Source organism: Streptomyces griseus, assembly GCF_001715295.1.
In the GTDB taxonomy this organism is placed as follows: domain Bacteria; phylum Actinomycetota; class Actinomycetes; order Streptomycetales; family Streptomycetaceae; genus Streptomyces; species Streptomyces griseus_G.
In genome coordinates this window covers 1530479-1548967 of the sequence record NZ_MDKB01000001.1, presented here as the reverse complement: position 1 = coordinate 1548967, position 18489 = coordinate 1530479, and the positions used below count along the sequence as shown (strand labels likewise).

The 18489-nt window shown below is 70.4% G+C and carries 20 protein-coding genes; 7 read left to right on the top strand and 13 right to left on the bottom strand.

Annotated features, from left to right (window positions below; all coding sequences use genetic code 11):
• Positions 1-417 (bottom strand): helix-turn-helix domain-containing protein (locus BA175_RS31640; protein WP_254667815.1); only part of this gene is annotated, 417 nt, incomplete at its 3' end.
• A 611-nt stretch (positions 418-1028) separates the two neighbouring features.
• Here BA175_RS31640 and BA175_RS06185 point away from each other — a divergent pair.
• Positions 1029-3419: an excinuclease ABC subunit UvrA gene (locus BA175_RS06185; protein ID WP_069170174.1), complete on the top strand. Its 2391-nt coding sequence runs from the start codon at positions 1029-1031 to the stop codon at positions 3417-3419.
• Positions 3420-3648: 229 nt separating this feature from the next.
• On the opposite strand, the gene BA175_RS06180 is transcribed toward BA175_RS06185, so the two are convergent.
• Both BA175_RS06180 and BA175_RS06175 read right to left on the bottom strand, forming a co-directional pair.
• Positions 3649-3852, bottom strand: a complete 204-nt coding sequence (locus BA175_RS06180; RefSeq protein ID WP_069170173.1) for a cold-shock protein — start codon at positions 3850-3852, stop codon at positions 3649-3651.
• 215 nt (positions 3853-4067) lie between these two features.
• Positions 4068-4454, bottom strand: coding sequence for a VOC family protein (locus BA175_RS06175; protein ID WP_069170172.1), 387 nt, complete (start codon positions 4452-4454; stop codon positions 4068-4070).
• A gap of 508 nt (positions 4455-4962) precedes the next feature.
• On the opposite strand from BA175_RS06175, the gene BA175_RS06170 reads away from it, so the two are divergent.
• On the top strand, positions 4963-5778 hold the full coding sequence (locus tag BA175_RS06170) for an SAM-dependent methyltransferase (protein ID WP_069170171.1): 816 nt from the start codon (positions 4963-4965) through the stop codon (positions 5776-5778).
• A gap of 30 nt (positions 5779-5808) precedes the next feature.
• Here the strand turns inward: BA175_RS06170 and BA175_RS06165 are convergent, their stop codons facing one another.
• The 5 genes from BA175_RS06165 to BA175_RS06150 all read right to left on the bottom strand — a co-directional run bounded on the left by BA175_RS06165 (position 5809) and on the right by BA175_RS06150 (position 8993).
• Positions 5809-6717, bottom strand: a complete 909-nt coding sequence (locus tag BA175_RS06165) for a helix-turn-helix domain-containing protein (protein ID WP_069170170.1) — start codon at positions 6715-6717, stop codon at positions 5809-5811.
• Positions 6718-6805: 88 nt separating this feature from the next.
• Positions 6806-7042: a DUF397 domain-containing protein gene (locus BA175_RS06160; protein WP_069170360.1), complete on the bottom strand. Its 237-nt coding sequence runs from the start codon at positions 7040-7042 to the stop codon at positions 6806-6808.
• A 378-nt stretch (positions 7043-7420) separates the two neighbouring features.
• Entirely contained in the window at positions 7421-8053 is a 633-nt protein-coding gene (locus tag BA175_RS06155) for an SGNH/GDSL hydrolase family protein (RefSeq protein ID WP_069170169.1), read from the bottom strand.
• Positions 8054-8120: 67 nt separating this feature from the next.
• Entirely contained in the window at positions 8121-8282 is a 162-nt protein-coding gene (locus BA175_RS31070; RefSeq protein WP_175420750.1) for a hypothetical protein, read from the bottom strand.
• 300 nt (positions 8283-8582) lie between these two features.
• Entirely contained in the window at positions 8583-8993 is a 411-nt protein-coding gene (locus BA175_RS06150) for an organic hydroperoxide resistance protein (protein WP_069170168.1), read from the bottom strand.
• A 108-nt stretch (positions 8994-9101) separates the two neighbouring features.
• Here BA175_RS06150 and BA175_RS06145 point away from each other — a divergent pair, with 108 nt between their 5' ends.
• The 3 genes from BA175_RS06145 to BA175_RS06135 all read left to right on the top strand — a co-directional run bounded on the left by BA175_RS06145 (position 9102) and on the right by BA175_RS06135 (position 11647).
• The gene (locus tag BA175_RS06145) at positions 9102-9581 is read left to right on the top strand and encodes a MarR family winged helix-turn-helix transcriptional regulator (protein WP_069170167.1); all 480 of its coding nucleotides are present in this window, start codon (positions 9102-9104) and stop codon (positions 9579-9581) included.
• A gap of 172 nt (positions 9582-9753) precedes the next feature.
• Positions 9754-10590, top strand: a complete 837-nt coding sequence (locus tag BA175_RS06140; protein ID WP_069170166.1) for a PP2C family protein-serine/threonine phosphatase — start codon at positions 9754-9756, stop codon at positions 10588-10590.
• Between the two features lie 61 nt (positions 10591-10651).
• On the top strand, positions 10652-11647 hold the full coding sequence (locus BA175_RS06135; RefSeq protein ID WP_069170165.1) for an MASE1 domain-containing protein: 996 nt from the start codon (positions 10652-10654) through the stop codon (positions 11645-11647).
• Positions 11648-11662: 15 nt separating this feature from the next.
• Here BA175_RS06135 and BA175_RS06130 read toward each other — a convergent pair whose 3' ends face one another.
• Entirely contained in the window at positions 11663-12949 is a 1287-nt protein-coding gene (locus BA175_RS06130) for an FAD-binding protein (protein ID WP_069170164.1), read from the bottom strand.
• Positions 12950-13303: 354 nt separating this feature from the next.
• On the opposite strand from BA175_RS06130, the gene BA175_RS06125 reads away from it, so the two are divergent.
• A complete protein-coding gene (locus BA175_RS06125) occupies positions 13304-13498 on the top strand; it encodes an antitoxin (protein WP_069170163.1) in 195 nt (64 codons plus the stop codon).
• 539 nt (positions 13499-14037) lie between these two features.
• The gene (locus BA175_RS06120) at positions 14038-14415 is read left to right on the top strand and encodes a VOC family protein (RefSeq protein WP_069170162.1); all 378 of its coding nucleotides are present in this window, start codon (positions 14038-14040) and stop codon (positions 14413-14415) included.
• 109 nt (positions 14416-14524) lie between these two features.
• On the opposite strand, the gene BA175_RS06115 is transcribed toward BA175_RS06120, so the two are convergent.
• From BA175_RS06115 to BA175_RS06100, 4 genes are all read right to left on the bottom strand, one after another.
• Positions 14525-14866, bottom strand: a complete 342-nt coding sequence (locus BA175_RS06115; protein ID WP_069170161.1) for a hypothetical protein — start codon at positions 14864-14866, stop codon at positions 14525-14527.
• Between the two features lie 38 nt (positions 14867-14904).
• A complete protein-coding gene (ctaD, locus tag BA175_RS06110) occupies positions 14905-16635 on the bottom strand; it encodes an aa3-type cytochrome oxidase subunit I (RefSeq protein WP_069170160.1) in 1731 nt (576 codons plus the stop codon).
• 158 nt (positions 16636-16793) lie between these two features.
• A complete protein-coding gene (locus BA175_RS06105) occupies positions 16794-17345 on the bottom strand; it encodes a glycoside hydrolase family 25 protein (RefSeq protein WP_069170359.1) in 552 nt (183 codons plus the stop codon).
• Between the two features lie 217 nt (positions 17346-17562).
• Positions 17563-18432, bottom strand: coding sequence for a pentapeptide repeat-containing protein (locus BA175_RS06100; protein WP_069170159.1), 870 nt, complete (start codon positions 18430-18432; stop codon positions 17563-17565).
• Positions 18433-18489: the final 57 nt, after the last annotated feature.

Genomic DNA, 18489 nt, shown 5'->3' with positions numbered 1-18489 from the left:
GGCGGGTGACTGCCCCCCGGCAGGCTCGGAAGCGGGGGCGGGATCGGCGGGGGCGGGAGGGGTGGCGACGGGGGCTGGTCCGGCCGGGGCGGGCAGAAGGCCCTTGGCCGGTACCCCCACGGGTGCGCCGGCCGTCCCGACAACAGGGGCGTCAGCAAGGGCGGCGTCGGCGGGGTACTTCTGCGCCCAGCCATCGAGGAGCCGCCGGTAGGCCTGCAGGCGCGGGGGGCGTGGCTCGCTCCGTCCGTTCTCCCAGTTCTTCACCGTCTGCGTCGTCGACTGCAGGGCCTGCGCCAGACGTGCCTGGGTCACACCGGCCGCCTCCCGCAGCCGGGCCCGCTCCTGCGGAGACGGCAGCTCAGGCTCATCCTGGAGCAACGCGTCCACCGCGTCGAACAGTTCTTCCTCGGTCGGCATGATCACCTCCACCGTCACCGTAGCGCATTTACTCCCGACTTTATCCCGGCCTTTTACCCGCGTGGCAGTACGGGCCCGGAAGGCACCGGACACCGCCCGGCGCGGGCGCACGGACGGGGGCGATTCCTCGCCGGTTCACGTGCGGCCCGGGCCGCACGCACGTGTCGGAGGGATGCCGTACCCGGCCTTCCCTCACCCGTGGCGGGCCACGGGTGAGGGAAAGCCCGAGGCAGAGGTGCGGGTGCTGCCCCGCAGTCGGTGACCAGCGGGGACGGCGGAGAGGATGGATCAGGAATCGAGAAGCATCGCCCCCGAGCCGCGGCTAGCGTAGTCACCATGAACGTCACCCGGTGCCCGGCCTCCCCCGGCGCACCCGGCCGCCCGCACGTCGGACCGAACCGGTCCTGTCCTGAACGGACGTGAGCCGAGCACGCCCGCAAAGCACCGGCCCCGGGAACCCCGCACCCCCGGGGGCCACCGCCGCCGAAGGACGTGGGCCGCTGCGACGACAGCACGACGAGGCGACCGGACCTGCTGCTCGACGTCCGCAGGACCGAGCCGAGGAGCACCACCGGGTCCGCGCGAGCGGCCCCCTTCGTACAGGAGAGATGATGAGCATGGCACCGAAGACCGACCCGCAGTCGCCCGAGCAGCACGATGCCGACAGCCATGAACTGATCCGCGTGCACGGCGCACGCGTGAACAACCTCAAGGACGTCAGCGTCGAGTTGCCCAAGCGCCGGCTGACCGTGTTCACGGGTGTCTCCGGTTCGGGAAAGAGCTCGCTGGTCTTCAGTACCATCGCGGCGGAGTCGCAGCGGCTGATCAACGAGACCTACAGCGCCTTCGTCCAGGGTTTCATGCCCACGCTGGCGCGACCCGAGGTCGACGTGCTCGACGGGCTGACGACCGCGATCGTCGTCGACCAGCAGCGCCTGGGCGCCGACCCCCGTTCCACGGTCGGCACCGCCACGGACGCCAACGCGATGTTGCGCATCCTCTTCAGCCGACTCGGCGAGCCGCACATCGGCCCGCCCGGCGCGTTCGCCTTCAACGTGCCCTCGGTGCGGGCCAGCGGCGCGATCACCGTCGAGCGCGGCAACAAGAAGGCGGTCAAGGCGACCTTCAGCCGCACCGGCGGTATGTGTACGCGCTGCGAGGGTCGCGGCACGGTCTCCGACATCGACCTCACCCAGCTCTTCGACGACTCCAAGTCCATCGCCGAGGGCGCGTTCACCATTCCCGGCTGGAAGTCGGACAGTTTCTGGACCGTGCGGCTCTACGCCGAGTCCGGCTTCCTCGACCCGGACAAGCCGATCAGCGCGTACACCGAGAAGGAGATGCGGGACTTCCTCCACCGGGAGCCGACCAAGGTGAAGGTCGAGGGCGTGAACCTCACCTACGAGGGCCTGATCCCCAAGATCCAGAAGTCGATGCTCTCCAAGGACAGGGAGGCGATGCAGCCGCACATCCGCGCGTTCGTGGACCGAGCGGTCACCTTCACCACCTGCCCCGAGTGCGACGGAACCCGGCTCGGTGAAGCCGCCCGCTCCTCGAAGATCAGGCGGATCAGCATCGCCGACGCCTGCGCGATGCAGATCAGCGATCTGGCCGCCTGGGTCCGGGGGCTGGACGAACCCTCGGTGGCGCCGCTGCTCACCGCGCTGGGACAGACCCTCGACTCCTTCGTGGAGATCGGCCTCGGCTATCTGTCGCTCGACCGGCCCTCGGGGAGCCTGTCGGGTGGCGAGGCCCAGCGGGTCAAGATGGTCCGCCACCTCGGCTCCGCACTCACCGACATCACCTATGTCTTCGACGAACCCACCATCGGCCTGCACCCCCATGACATCCAGCGCATGAACGACCTGTTGCTGCGGCTTCGCGACAAGGGCAACACGGTGCTCGTCGTGGAGCACAAGCCGGAGACGATCGCGATCGCCGACCACGTCGTCGATCTCGGCCCCGGGGCGGGAAGCGGGGGCGGCACCGTCTGCTTCGAGGGCACGGTCGACGGACTGCGGGCCGCAGGCACCCTTACCGGCCGCCACTTCGACGACCGGGCCACGCTCAAGGAGACGGTCCGCAAGCCCACCGGCGCGCTGGAGATCCGCGGCGCGTCGACGCACAACCTGCACGACGTCGATGTCGACATTCCGCTCGGGGTGCTCGTCGTCGTCACCGGTGTCGCGGGTTCCGGCAAGAGTTCGCTCGTGCACGGGTCGATTCCCGCCGGGGAGGGTGTCGTTTCGGTCGACCAGGGCGCGATCAAGGGCTCACGGCGGAGCAATCCGGCCACGTACACCGGGCTGCTGGACCCGATCCGCAAGGCGTTCGCGAAGGCCAACGGCGTGAAACCGGCCCTGTTCAGCGCCAACTCCGAAGGCGCCTGCCCCACCTGCAACGGCGTCGGCGTCGTCTACACCGACCTCGCGATGATGGCCGGCGTCGCCACCCCCTGCGAGGAGTGCGAGGGCAAGCGGTTCCAGCCTGCGGTACTGGAGTACCAGCTGGGCGGCCGTGACATCAGTCAGGTGCTCGCCATGTCGGTGTCCGAGGCCGAGGACTTCTTCGGCGCCGGTGAGGCGCACACGCCCGCCGCGCACCGCGTCCTCGTCCGGCTCGCGGATGTCGGGCTGGGCTACCTCAGCCTGGGCCAGCCGCTGACCACACTGTCCGGCGGCGAGCGGCAGCGCCTCAAGCTCGCCACCCACATGGCCGAGAAGGGCGGCGTCTACGTCCTCGACGAGCCGACCGCGGGTCTTCACCTGGCGGACGTCCAGCAGTTGCTCGGCCTGCTGGACCGGCTGGTCGAGTCGGGCAAGTCGGTCATCGTCGTCGAGCACCACCAGGCTGTCATGGCGCACGCCGACTGGATCATCGACCTCGGCCCGGGCGCCGGTCACGACGGTGGCCGGATCGTCTTCGAGGGCACGCCCGCCGACCTCGTCTCCGCCCGCTCCACCCTGACGGGTGAGCACCTCGCGCAGTACGTCGGCAGGTGACCGGCGCCGGCGTGGACACGGTCCACGGTCACCGACCGGGCGAGCCTCTCCGGCGGCGGTGCCGGAGCCACCCGACCGCCGCTGCGTGTACGAGCCGGGCGGACCCGCACGGCAGATACGGGTAGCGGCCCGCCGATCCGGCCGTCGCGGCCGCAGGACAGACGAGGACCGCCCGCAACCGCGGACGCCCGCCCCCGGTGACGGGAGCGGGCGTCTGCGCGAGAGCGGATCAGGCAGTGGTGATGTTCTCCGCCTGCGGGCCCTTCTGGCCCTGGGTGACGTCGAAGTTCACCTTCTGGCCCTCCTGGAGCTCACGGAAGCCCTGGGCGGCGATGTTCGAGTAGTGGGCGAAGACGTCCGGGCCGCCGCCGTCCTGCTCGATGAAACCGAAGCCCTTTTCCGAGTTGAACCACTTGACGGTACCGCTGGCCATTTTGTCCTCCAAGGGGACTCATAGGTCGGTTCCCGCACCTTGCGGGAACCGGAGGTGATCGCCCTGGTCCTCAGAGACTCTGAACAGCAAAAAAGCCCGCGAAAGCGTACTCACGGGCGACCGGTACTTCGGAACCATGACAGCTACCGCAAACGCTACACGGACCGTCGCCCCATGACCACGGAAACGCCGAAGTCGATGAAGGACAACACCCGTCAGGGGCGACAGCGCAGGGGATGATCGGCGGGTACCTCGGTCAGCACGATGCGGTGTCCGTCCGGATCCGCGATCCACATCTCGATCAGGCCCCAGGGCTCACGTACCGGCGGACGGAGTACGCGCACCCCGCGCCCCGCCAGTTCCTCGTGTGCCGCCGAGCAGTCGGCCACCTGCATCCACAGCCGCAGCGTGGCCGTCGGCGGGACGTCGGAGCGTCCGGACACCTCGAGGAAACCGCCGCCGAGGAAGTACACCGTCCCGCGCTCCGGGCCGGTACCGAACTCCCGGTAGACCGCCAGTCCGAGCGCGTCCCCGTAGAAGTCGCGGGAGGCCTGCGGGTCGCGGGGCCTCAGCAGGACCCTGCTGCTCAGTACATGCACCATGACGACGACCTTACGCACAAGGGTGTGCCGAGCCGGGCACGCGACGGGGCGCGCGCCGGGTCACGTCCCGGCAGCTCACGCCGGGGCAGGGCGCGAAACCGTCGATCAGCGCGCCGGGGCCGAGGGCCTCGCGTGCCTCCGCCGTGTGCCGGAGCGCAGGGAAGCGGGAGGCGGGGTCGGCTACCCGTCGCCGGGTCACGGCGATTTCAGGCCGCATTGAAACGACAGCCGATACCTCGCCCCCGACTCCCCCGCGGCACGCGCCGGGGATGCCTGCACGCCTCCTCACCAGGAAGAGTCGCCGGAACTGGGCCCCGCTACGGCGGGCCGGACACCCGCCGGATCCGGCGGACGGCGCTCCGCACCCGCCCCCGGCCCTGCCATCTCTGGCCGATTAACCGCTGTGCATGTCGCCACACTGCCTGGAGGGCTGTCAGCGCTCCGGCAGGGTCCCTAGCATGGCTCCTCACCGATACGGACTACTGCGACTGGACCGGCGAGGGGCTGGATGAGCAACGGGGACACCTCCATTCCGACGAACATCGACGTGAACGTGCCGAGCGTCGCGCGGATGTACGACTACTACCTGGGCGGCAAGGACAACTACCCGGCCGACCGGGTCGCCTGCGAGGAGCTGCTGGAGGTCGTCCCGAGTACCAAGGTGCTGGCGGTGAACAACCGGCGGTTCCTCCGGCGTGTCGTGCACCACCTCGCGGCCGAGTACGGCATCCGCCAGTTCATCGACCACGGGTCCGGCCTGCCGACCCAGGACAACGTCCACCAGGTCGCCCAGCTCGTGGACCCGTCCGCACGGGTCGTCTACGTCGACAACGACCCCATCGTCCTGGCCCACGGCAAGGCGATACTCGAGGAGAACGACAGAACGGCGGTCATCCAGGCCGACATGCGCGACACGGACGCGATCCTGGGCCATCCCGAGGTCGGCCGGCTCATCGACTTCCACGAGCCCGTGGCCGCCCTGTTCGTGTCCGTGCTCCACTGCATTCCCGACTCGGACGACCCCGCGGGCCTGGTGCGCCGCGTCGCGGACCGGCTGGCGCCCGGGAGCTTCCTGGTCGTGTGCCAGCTCGTGAGCGAGGACGCGGCCACCCGCGACTTCGTCACGGACTTCATGGCGAAGAGCACGAACAACCAGTGGGGCAGGGTGCGTCGACAGGAGGACGTGGGTGTCTTCCTGGAAGGTCTGGACGTGCTGGAGCCCGGCCTCGTCGAGGTCTCGACGTGGCGGCCTGATTCGGACCTGGCGCCGAAACAGGAGACCCAGGAATGGATCGAGTACGGCGGTGTCGGCCGCAAGTGGTGAGGGGCTCGCGAGCCCGGCCCGCCATCCCGGTCAGCTGTAGCGCGCGAGTGCCTGTTCCAGCAGCAGCCTGCTGTCGGCCGGGCTCGGCGACTGGGCACTGAGGGAGTCGAGGATCCACCGGTACTCGTCGGTGCTCTCCTGCTTGTTCACCGACATGGCGTTCGTCAGGTGCTCGATGTAGGCGACGTCGGGGAGCCCCGCCATGGCGAACCGCAGATACGTGATGCCGTTGCCCGGGGAGGTGTGGGCGGTCACCTCGAAGGGCGCGACCTGGACGATCACGTGGGGCAGCTCGGTCATGGTCAGCAGATGGGCGAGCTGCTCCCGCATCACCCGGCGCCCACCCGTCGGCCGCATCAGCACCGCCTCGTCCAGGAGCACCCAGAGCTTCGGCGCGTCCGGTCGCTGCAGCAGATGCTGTCGCTTGAGCCGGAGTTCGACCCGCCTCCGCGTGGTCTCCTCCGGCTCGAGGTGGTGACCGGAGCGGACCACCGCGTAGGCGTACTCGGCCGTCTGGAGCAGCCCGGGAACGTAGTGCCCCTCGTAGGTCCGGATGGAGGCCGCGGCCTCCTCCAGGCCCACGAGGGGTTCGAACCAGTCCGGCAGCACGTCGGCGTACGTGCGCCACCAGCCGCGCTGTCCGGCCTTGCGCACCAGGTCGACGAACTCCGCCGTCCGCACGGGGTCGGTGACGCCGTAGAGCGCGAGCAGGTCGGCGGCATCGCGCTCCTTGCACGGGGAGTGCCCCGTCTCCATGCGGCTGATCTTGGCCGTGGAGCAGCGGATCCGGGCGGCCGCGACCTCGGCGGTTATACCCGCCTCGCCGCGCATCCGCCGGAGCTGAGCTCCCAGAACCAGGCGCAGGGCGGTGGGACTTGCTCCCGCGGCCGGGGCGAGGGTCGGCTTCCGTAGGTGCTGAAGCGGTTCGATGCCGGGCATGCGGGCTCCTGGAGGCGGACGTCGGAACGCCAGTCTGCCATCAGGCACCCTCCCGGGGAGGGGGTACGGGGAAGGTGCCGGTGCGCTTTCAGCCGATCATGCGGTCGAAGTCGCCGTCCCTGACGCCCGCGAGGAAGGCACGCACTTCCTCCGGGGTGTACACGAGCGCCGGCCCGTCGGGGTGCCTGGAGTTGCGTACGGCCACCTCTCCGCCGGGCAGCTGGGCCATCTCCACGCAGTTCCCACTGGGGTTGCTGTGATGACTCTTCGTCCATTCCACCCCGGTCAGGGAGTTGGCGGGTACGCCGTTCTCGAAGTGCTGCATCGCGTCCATTCCTTTACGGCTTCCACGAGCGAGGGCCCTGACGCACGCCAGGACGGGGGCCGGGTGAACGGCTACCCCTTGATCGCACCCGTCATGCAATTCCGGATGCAATTGCATGAAAGCTCGGACGATGACGGCACCGATGCTCGCAAGCGCTTCGGGGGGAACGACAGGGCGAGGTCGGACGCGGGAAGGCCGGGGTCCCGCAGGGCGCAGGGCGCCTCGCGTCGGAGCGCGGCACGAGCCGGTGCCCGTTCTGGCCGAAATCGGTCGGGCACCGCTTGCACATGTGCGTAGGTTCCTGTCCGTGGGCTCGCGGCACCGGACCCCGGGCCGCTCGGCCTCGCGCGCTGTCCGCGTCCGGCGGGTCGGCGGTCGCTACAGGCCGGCCAGTGCCGTCCACGCCTCGGCCAGCAGCCTGTGGCCGAGCGGGGTCGGGTGGACTCCGTCGCCGGCGATGCGCTCAGGGCTCCCGGCGGTGCGCGCGGCCTGGTTGAGCAGGCCGTCCGCGGCCAGCAGAGCGGCGTCGAACTCCTCGGCCAGCCGCCTGACGGTGTGGATCCTGGGGTCGAGGTCCTCGCGCCAGCCCCACTGCTCCTCCGTGACCGGGATCAGGAAGGGCTCGACGAGGACGAGTTGTGCGTCCGGACGCTCCCGGACCGCGGTGAGCAGGGCGCGGTAGTCGTCCTCGTAGGACCGCTGCGAGGTGACCTCGCCCGCGCGATAGCGGCACCACGTGTCGTTGACACCGATCAGTACGGACACCACGTCCGGCTTGAGGTCGAGGGCGTCCTCGCGCCACCGGGCGCACAGGTCCGACACACGGTCGCCGCCGACTCCCCGGTTGACGAAGGTGATGCCGCTGTCCGGCCGCGCCGCCCGGACACGGTCGGCCGCCAGCCGTACGTAGCCGTGCCCCAGGGGGTTGTCCGGTTCCGACAGCCGGCCTACCTCGGTGATGCTGTCACCCTGGAACAGGACGGTTGCCGAGCGGTGCAGGCTGATGGTCACGCTGTCCTCCGAGCGGGTGGCAGGGGTGCTGCGGGCGGCTTACGGCGCCGGACCGGAGTCGCCGCGCCTACCGGACCGCGGCCGGCCTGCGCATCGAGCTGAAGTCGAGGACGCGGTCCACCTCCCGCAGGGTTTCCTCCGCCACCCGCCGCACCTCGGCCGGTACGTCACCCTGCTCCTCGACAAGGCCGGCGTAGATCGGCGCCTCGGTGCTGTCTGCGAAACTCACGTCGAACTGCCTCTTCGTCGGTTGGTGCCCGCCGGTCGGCGGAAACGGCGGCCGAGTCTACGCGTTCCCCGCCGGACCTGCGAAGGGAGGGGCCCGGTGACCGGGCGGAGGCACCGGGAAGACCGGTTGCCGCGCCGCGGGACACCCGACCGGGTGAGGACGACGTCGAAGGAGTGCGGCCCGGAGGCCGGAGTGCCGTCTCCATGGCCGCGGGCCCGGCCGCTGCCGGAGGTTGCGGGGCTCCTGTCCCACTGGGCCGCACCGGTCCCCTCGGCCCAGCCGCCGAGGGGACCACGACGGCTACTCGATGACGAGTTCGACGTCTATGTTGCCCCGGGTGGCCTTGGAGTAGGGGCAGTAGGCGTGGGTCGCCTCCACCAGGCGGCGGCCGGTCTCCCCCTCGAGCGCCTCGGGCAGCTCGACACGCATGACGACGGCGAGGCCGAAGCCCGTGTCGTCCTTGCCGATCGAGACCTCCGCGGTCACGGCGACGTCCTTGGCGTCGACCTTCATCTCCCGGGCGACCGAGCTCATCGCGCTGGCGAAACAGGCGGCGTACCCGGCGGCGAAGAGCTGCTCGGGGTTGGTTCCCTCGCCGTTGCCGCCGAGAGCCGGCGGCAGCGCCAGCGCGAGGTCGATACGGCCGTCCGAGCTCACCGCCCGCCCCTCACGGCCGTTCGCGGTGGCGGCAGCGGTGTACAGCGCGTCCATGGGTGACCTTCTCTCGTACGCGGTGACCGCGGGCCGGTCACCGCCACGAGAATGGCACACAATTAAATTGTGCACAACTTATTGCAGGAAGCGAGCTACCCTGGGCGGATGACGTCATCACCGCCCCACTCCTCCGACCCGGCCGGTCTGCCGGACAGCGAGCTGCTGCGCCTGGACCACCAGGTGTGCTTCTCGCTCCAGGCCGCCTCCCGGGCTTTCGGCGGCGTCTACCGGGAGGCGCTGCGGGAACTCGGGCTGACCTATCCGCAGTACCTCGCGATGATGGTCCTGTGGGAACACGGCCCCCTGCCGGTCAGGGCGATCGGGGAGCGGCTCCATCTGGACTCCGGGACCCTCTCCCCCCTGCTCAAGAGGCTGGAGACGGCCGGACTGGTCAGGCGGGAGCGCAGCGCCCAGGACGAGCGGTCGGTGGTCGTCCACCTCACGGACACCGGAGCCGCTCTGCGCGAACGCGCGCTGCCCGTCCCCCGGACGATCCTCGCGGCCACGGGCCTGCCGGTCGAGGAGATCGTCGCGCTCCAGCGGACGCTCGGGCGTCTCACGGCTTCTCTGAGCCGGGCGGTCTGACACGCGTACGGGCGCTTCCCGGGCCCCCGGTCCGCGTACGGGCGGGACTCCCGCCCGCCTCTCCCGGAGCCGCGATCCACCGGTGCTCGGCTTTCCGGGGCCGCGCTCAGCGCTCGCCGGACCCGTGTGGCCGAAATAGGATGCAGAAAATCGACGTAACGCGGAGCGGCCCATGAACCGGCGTCGTACTCCCCGGTCGGCCAGCGCCGAGGACGTGCTGAACACGCTGCAGCACCTGACGGCCCGCGCCCGGCAGGAAGTGGGTCTGCATCAGGCGCGGGTCGAGCTGGCCCAGGCGCTGCAGCGCAAGATGCTCCCGGCCACGCTGCCCGTCTTTCCGGGACTGCGGACCGCCGCGCGCTACGCCCCCGCACGCGACGGTCTCGACATCGGCGGCGACTGGTACGACGGCTTCCTGCTGCCCGGCGGGGCACTCGCCCTGGCGGTGGGGGACGTGCAGGGTCACGACGTCGAGGCGGCCGCCTTCATGGGGCAGATACGCATCGCCATGCGTGCCTTCGCGAGCACGGCGAAGGACCCCGGCGAGGTGATGACCCGTACGAACGACCTGATTCTCTCCATGGACTCCGCCCTCTTCGCGACCTGCTCGTTCTTCCGTATCGATCCCGTCAGCCGGGAGGTCGAGAGCGCCCGGGCCGGACACGTGGCGTGCGTGTGGGCCACTGCCGACGGCCGGTCGGGGATCACCGCGGACGCGGGCGGACTCCCCCTGGGCATCGCGCCCCGTCAGCACTATCCGGTCACCCGGCGCACGCTCGCCGAGGACGGTGCGCTCGTCCTGCTCACCGACGGTGTCATCGAGGGGCCCTCGCTGCCGATCGGCGACGGACTCGAGCGCGTCAGAGGCCTGTTGAGCTCCCACGTAGGTGACACCGCCGAGGAACTCGCGGACCGACTGCTCGAAGCCGCCGTGTGCACCGGCCACGAGGACGACGCCGCCGTACTGGTCCTGCGCCACGAGGCGCTCCCCCCGCGCGACCCCTCGTGAGACGGGCCCCCTGCCGCGTGTCACGGCCACCCGCCGCCATGGGCGGTGTCTGATGAGACGCGTGATCCGCAGCGAGGAAACCAGACGCCGAGCCCTCGTCGTCCTGCAGATGGCGGGCATCACGGCCGCCTACTACGGCTCCGGGCGTCTCGGGCTGCTCCGGCAGTTGGAGGTGGGCAATTCGGTCGTCACCCCGCTGTGGCCGCCCACCGGCATCGCCCTGGCGGCCCTGCTGTACCTGGGCCTCCGCGCCGTTCCCGCGATCGCGGTCGGCGCCCTGCTCATGGTCGTCTGGATCAGCGGCGGTCTCACGCTCGGGGGTGCCGGAATCACGGTCGGGAGCACCGTGGCCCCGCTGTGCTCCTATCTCGCCCTACGGGCGGTGGGCTTCCGCAAGGAACTGGACCGACTGCGCGACGGTGTCCTCCTGGTGTTCCTGGGGGCCATGGCAGGCATGGTCCTCAGTTCCACCGTAGGCGTCGGTGTCCAGGCGCTGAGCGGCGATCTGCCGTCCCTGGAGTTCTGGCCGGTCTGGTCGGCCTGGTGGGCCGGGGACGCCATGGGCGTGCTCACGGTCACCCCGTTGCTGCTCGTCCTGCGCACGGCGCGGCTGCCCCGCAGGGGGGACCGGTGGGGGGAGGCGCTCGCGCTGGCGGTCGTCGCGGTCGGGGTGACGGTCGTGGCGACGAGAAGCCCCCTTTCCATGATCTATCTGCTCTTCCCGGTGCTGATCTGGGCCGCCCTGCGCTTCCAGCTGGCGGGCAGCGCACCGTGTGCCCTGCTGATGTCCGTGATGGCGATCGTCGCCGGAACCGACGGGGCGGGGCCGTTCGCCGACCACACCGTGCTGGAGGTCATGCTCAACCTCACCGTCCTGAACGGGTGCGTGGCCCTCACCGCCCTTCTGCTGGCCGCGATCGTCACCGAACACAACAACATCCGCCGGGAGACGGAACTGGCGTGCGAGCAACTCGCGGCTCTCGTCGAGGACCTCTCACCCCGGCCGCCGGGGGAGAACCGGACACCCGGGCCGGGCGAGGGACGCGGCCCGCCCTGAAGGGCCGCGCCTCCCTCAGCCGGCCAGCGGGAAGTGGTGGGCGAGGAAGTCGTTGCGGAAGGTCCCCGTGGGGTCGAACCTGGTCATCAGCTCCTCGAAGTCCGCGTAGTACCGGTACAGCTCGCGCAGCCTGCCGGGTTCCGTGGTGAACACCTTGCCCCAGTGCGGCCTGGCTCCGAAGGGCGCCAGCGCCTCCTCGATCTTCCTGAGGACGGGCGTGACGGCCGCCGTGTCGGGCACCCAGGTGAAGTGGAACGCCACGGCGTCGCCGCCCTGGGCCGGGCTGAGCCACAGGTCGTCCGCGGCCACGGTGCGGATCTCGCCGATCTGCAGCAGCGGCGCGAAGCTTCCGCGGATCCGCTCCAGCGCCTCGTAGGCCGCCACGGCGTCGGACCGGGCTACGAAGTACTCGGACTGGAGCTCCTCCCCGTTACTGGGGGTGAACTCGAGCCTGAAGTGGGGAAGCCGTGCGTGCCAGGGGCCGGCGTCCCCCTGCTGCGTGCAGTGACCGGCCGGCATGCCCGGGACCGGATGCCGCGGCCCGCCGGCCAGCGTCGCACCCCGCCAGCGCCGCGGCGCGACGAGTGGCCCGTCGCCCGTGAGCCGTCGTTTGAGCCACACCTGATCGACCGGATCGCCCCGCCAGCCGGTGAACAGACTCACGCTGTAGGCCTCGGACATCACCGCGTCGAACCGGCCGATCACCTCGTCCCGCGGCAGCCCCTCGTAGACCCACTGCTGTACGTCGAACGCGGGCACGAGGTCCAAGGTCACACGGGTCACCACTCCGAGCGCGCCCAGGGAGACGACCGCGCCTGCGAAGTCCTGATCGCCTCGCTGCCGAGTGACCACGTCACCGTCCGCGGTGACGAGTTCCAGCGCCCGGACGGCCCCGGCCAGGGAACGGTTGCCGACCCCGGATCCGTGGGTGCCGGTCGCGCAGGCCCCCGCGACCGAGATGTGGGGCAACGAGCCCAGATTGTGCAGGGCGAAGCCGCTCCGGTGGAGCGTGTCGGTCAGCTCGCCGAAGCGCAGCCCGGCACTGACCGTCGCGGTGGCGGCCTCCCGGTCGATCTCGATCGACCGGGGCAGGCCCGCGACGGACACGAGGTCGCCGGTGGTGTCGGCGATCGTGTTGAAGGAGTGGCCGGTGCCCAGCGCCCTCACGGTACCGGCGGCGGCAACGATGTCCTGGAGCTCGGCCACCGAGGCGGGTGTGTGCAGGCGCCGTGCGCCGAACGAGATGTTGCCGGCCCAGTTCGTCCGCCGGACGGACGAGGCGCGCCCCGAGTGATCGATCATGTGTCCGAAGCTTACGCTCGCCGCGCGCAGACCCCTCGCGGGCCCGGTACCGCTCACGCGCCCGCCCCCGGGCCGCCGGGGCGTCCTGAGGGCGGACGAGGAGTCAGTACGGCAGTACGCGTCCGGACGGGGTACGCAGATCCGGCGGGGGCGGCCCCGCGGGGGGCCTGGGACGGCGGACGATCTGGATGCGGCCCACGGCCACCACCTCCTCAGGTCACCGGTATCTGCCCATCCGGGCGCCCTTCACACGTCCCGCACGCCCCGGAAACGCCGAGGCGCCCTCGCGGATGCGGTACGCCCCGTGTGCGGAGACCCTGGACGAGGGGGACGCCGAGCGGAGGAGGATCCGACATGTCCGCCATGGACAAGATCAAGAAAATGCTGAAGGGCCACGAGGACCAGGCAGGGAAGGGTGTCGACAAGGCCGGCGACATGATCGACGAACGGACGCAGGGCAAGTACAGCAAGCACGTCGACACCGGCCAGGAGAAGCTTCACCAGCAGCTCGGCGCGGACCGGGACCCTGACGACCCGTCGCGCGGCTGACCGTCAGGACCCGCCGGCCGGGAGTACCGGCCGTCACGTCTCCCTGTCACGTGCCCGGCCCGGAAGCAGCCCCCGGCTGCTTCCGGGCCGGGCACGCGGGCACCCGAGTTGACGGTGAGCCGCTTGCACGAGGGACCGGGACGACGGAGGCGCGGGTACACGGTGTGCGCGGGGCACCGTACGGATCTGCTCCCCGCCGCGAGCCTGCCGGTGGGTCCGGCCCTCGTTCCGTCGGTGGTGTGCGCGCCCCGGCCCGCAGCCGGCTGCGTCCCGGCCGTCAGCCGGTTTCGTGCGCGTGGCGGAGTCGGTCGTCCGGCGGGCCCGGACGAGTCGAGCGCCACCAGGTCCGTGCCCGGCGTCGGCGCACCGGCACGGTGAGAGGGCTGCTGCGGCACCGTTGCCTCGGGCACGCCCGGACGCCCCGGTGGAGACACGCGGCGCAGCAGGTGCGGCGTGATGCGACCGTGCGCCGACGGTCGCACGTACGGTCACCGTTCTCTCGTCGGCCGACCCCTCGGTGGCCTCGTAGGATGAGCCGCGTGATCGCCGAACTGCAATGCGTGGTGCTGGACTGTCCCGACCCGGCACGGCTGGCCGCCTTCTACGGGGCCGTCCTCGGCGGACAGGTGGATCAGCCCGACCGGCGGTGGTCCCTAGGCCCCGACTGGGCGACCCTGCACACACCGGCCGGGACCGTCCTCGCCTTCCAGCGGGTCGCGGACCACCGGGCCCCGCGATGGCCGGACCCGGACCGCCCCCAGCAGTTCCATCAGGACTTCGGTATGGCCGACCTGGAGCGCGCCCAGGAGCAGGTGCTCGCCCTCGGCGCCACGCTGCTGGACGCCGGCCCGGACGAGCGGGGCTGGCGCGTCTACGCGGACCCTGCCGGTCATCCGTTCTGCCTGGTCCGGCACTGACCGTACGCTCATCCTCCGCAGAAGCCCGGCAGAGCACCGGGCGTCCTCGGCGCGCCCGTCCGTCGGCGGCTCGTCACCCGGGCCCTCGGGCCCGAGGGCCTCACGGATGTCACCGGTTGATCAGTGACACCGCCGCGCAGGCGCCGCTCACCGCCCCCACGGTCATGACGGACGCGGCCACACAGCGCACCCGAAGGCGTTCGTACCGTGCGGTGTACTCACCCCGGAGTTCGGTGGCCCGACCCGCGATCCTCGTGAGCGCCTCGCGGCAAACCGCCACCCGGTCCGTCACGTAGACGCGTTCGACGTCCTCGCGCTGGGCCGCGGTGAGCCACGGCAGCTGATCGGTGAAGCGGCCTGCCTGGCGGCGGGCCTCATCGACCTCGGCGTTCCAGAGCAGGTAGCCCTCCACCTGGGCCAGGCCCCGCGCGGTCTCCTCGTCCCGCTTCATGCCGTCCACCTCTCAAGGGGTCGTCGTCCACCGGACGTTCAGACCTGCTTGTCACCCGGCGCGACCGTGACGGACTCGTCGGGGCGGGTCACCGCTTCCTCGAGGGCGCGGATCGCGGGGTGATGGAGGTCGAACGCCGGGGACTCGGAGCGGATCCGCGGCAGCGTCAGGAAGTTGTGCCGCGGGGGCGGGCACGACGTCGCCCATTCGAGCGACCGGCCGTAGCCCCACGGGTCGTCGACCTCGACCTTCCTGCCGTACAGGGTGGCCCTCCACACGTTGTAGAGGAACGGCAGCATCGACAGCCCCAGCACGAACGAGGAGATGGTCGAGATGGTGTTCAGCGCGGTGAAACCGTCGGCGGCGAGGTAGTCCGCGTAACGACGCGGCATCCCTTCCGCACCGAGCCAGTGCTGGACCAGGAACGTGCCGTGGAATCCGACGAACAGCGTCCAGAAATGCATCTTCCCCAGGCGTTCGTCGAGCATCTTGCCGGAGAACTTGGGCCACCAGAAGTAGAAGCCGGCGAACATGGCGAAGACAACGGTGCCGAACACCGTGTAGTGGAAGTGCGCGACGATGAAATACGAATCGGAGACGTGGAAGTCCATCGGCGGCGAGGCCAGAAGAACGCCGGTCAGGCCACCGAAGAGGAACGTGACGAGGAAGCCGATGGACCACAGCATCGGCGTCTCGAAGGACAACGACCCCTTCCACATCGTGCCGATCCAGTTGAAGAACTTCACACCGGTCGGCACGGCGATCAGGAACGACATGAACGAGAAGAACGGCAGCAGCACTCCGCCCGTGACGAACATGTGGTGCGCCCACACCGTCACCGAGAGGCCGGCGATGGCGATCGTCGCACTGATCAGACCGACATAACCGAAGATCGGCTTCCGGCTGAAGACCGGAATGATCTCGGAGACGATCCCGAAGAACGGCAGGGCGATGATGTACACCTCCGGATGGCCGAAGAACCAGAAGAGGTGCTGCCACAGCAACGGGCCGCCGTTGGCAGGGTCGAAGATGTGTGCGCCGAACTTGCGGTCCACCTCCAGTGCGAGAAGCGCACCGGCCAGGACCGGGAAGGCGAGCAGGACCAGGACAGCGGTCAGCAGGACGTTCCACGTGAAGATCGGCATACGGAACATCGTCATGCCGGGGGCCCGCATGCAGATGATCGTGGTGATGAAGTTGACCGAACCGAGGATCGTGCCGAACCCGGAGAAGGCCAGACCCATGATCCAGAGATCGGCGCCGACGCCGGGTGAGCGGATCACGTCGGACAGCGGCGTGTAGGCGAACCAGCCGAAGTCGGCGGCTCCCTGGGGTGTCAGGAACCCGGAGACCGCGATGCTCGACCCGATGAGGTACAGCCAGTAGGCGAACATGTTCAGCCGCGGGAACGCCACGTCGGGCGCGCCGATCTGCAGCGGCATGATCCAGTTCGCGAAGCCGGCGAACAGCGGCGTCGCGAACATCAGCAGCATGATCGTGCCGTGCATCGTGAACGCCTGGTTGTACTGCTCGTTCGACATCAACTGCGTGCCTGGACGGGCGAGTTCGGCGCGCATCACGAGCGCCAGCACGCCGCCGAACAGGAAGAAGGCGAACGAGGTGGTCAGGTAGAGCGTGCCGATCGTCTTGTGGTCCGTGGTGGTCAGCCACTTGACGACCACGTTTCCCGGCCGACGACTCCGAACGGGCAGTTCGTCCTCGTAGGCGGTATCGGCTTCCACCGATGTTGAGGGGCCCCTCGTCGTCACTGCGGCACTCCTTCGGTCGACGGCCGGATGCTGACTCGGCGACCAGGATGGACCCCCCTTCGGCGGAACCGCGCGCTATCCCCGTCAGCGCTCCCCCACCGGCTGGCAAAGGACACCCGATTGGCCGATGGCGGAGACGCGCGCGTTGACGTGCCTCGTCAGGCGCCGCCCCAGGAGCGCATGGCATCCCGCGAGGAGAAGTCGGCCACGTTCCTGTCCAACGGCGTGTCGGTGTACTGGTGCACGCGCCAGCGCGCCTCGATGCGCGGCTCCCCGGCCGTGACGTGGTCGGCGATCCAGAGTCCGTCGCCCGCGTAGGAGCTCGTGTCGTAGGTGCGCCAGAACGACCGGTTGCAGTACAGGAGGACGCGGTGGTGGGGCCTCAGACGTTTCACCTCACGGATGAAGCGGTCCTTGTCCTTGCTGCTCGCGTGCGTCCCGTCGCCGGTCCGTTCCCAGTCGGCGGCGAGCAGGTCGCCCGGCTTCTCCGGTGTCCCCTCGACGAAGTAGGCGGCCTGCTGCTCGGCGTTCCCGGGCCAGAGGAAGTGGTAGAAGCCGACCACGCACCCGGCCTTCCTGGCCCGCGCGATCTGTCCGTCGAGTCTCGGGTTGACGTACGAACGGCCTTCGGTGGCCTTGATGAAGACGAAGTCCACCCCGTCCGTGTCGAAGTCGGTCTGGTGGGAGCTCACATCGACGCCGTGCAGCACGGCCACCACCTCCGAGTAGGCGCTGGGGTTCCGTTTCTCACCCCATAGGTGCCCAGGCGGAAGGTCCCCATCCGCGCCACCGACCGCAGAACCGATTCGTCAGGCCGACAACACCGGCGTGCCGCAGTCGAGGAGCACCGGCGCACGCCGGAGTACGCCGGAAGGCACGCGGCTCGGACCTCGCGGCCACCGGTGCCGGTGCCGCCCGGCACACCGCTCAGCCGGCCTCAGGCCCGGCGCCGGACCAGTGGGTGGGCCGGGCCAGGGACCGCGGCAGCTGGGTGGCGGTGTTGCCCTTCGCCGCGTTCAGCTGGGTCTGGGTGACGAAGAGCGCCCCGGTGAGGTCGGCGTCCGAGAGCTGGGCGTCGCGGAAGTCCGCGCCGATGAGGTCGGCGCCGCGGAGGTCGGCACCCCTCAGGTCGGCCGCGATGAGGTAGGCCCCGCGCAGGTCGGCGCCGCGCAGATCGGCGTCCTCGAGGCGGGCGCCCATGAGATCGGCTCCCCGGCGGACGCGCTTGTCGCGCTTCCTGCCCCGGGGAAGCGTGCTGCGCACGAGTTCACTGGTGCGCAGCAGCAGTGCGGCGACCTGCTCGCGGTGTGCGGAGACGTCCAGCGCGGCGAGTTCCTCCGCGTCGGCGCGCGTGAGACGTTCGGTGGCGGCCAGGGCGCCGCGGAGCTCCTCGTGCACGGGTGCGGCGGCGGGCAGTGTGAGGGCTTCGGTGAGGTACCAGAGGAGTTCGTGGAGCTGCCGCATCACCGGGAAGACCTCGAACATCTGCGGAGCGGTGTCCGGTGCGCGCCTCCAGTCCGTGCCGCCGTAGGTCTCCTGGGAGACCTTCTGGCCGGCGCCGAAGCAGTCGTACACCGTGCACCCGGAGAAGCCCGCCGACCGCAGCCGGGTGTGTATGCCGCAACGGAAGTCGTCCTGGAGGTTGCGGCACGGCTCACCCGCGTCCTTGTCGATCGCGAAGTCGGCGGACGCGGTCAGCGTCAGCGCGACGCAGCACAGCCCGAAGCAGTTCGCGCAGTCGGCGCGCAGCGAGGCCCGGTCGGTGGCGGGTGCGGCGATCGGATCGTTGTCGGGCACGTGCGCGTTTCCTCCGGTGTGTGCTGGGAGCGCGAGTTTATCGGGGTACGGCTCCAT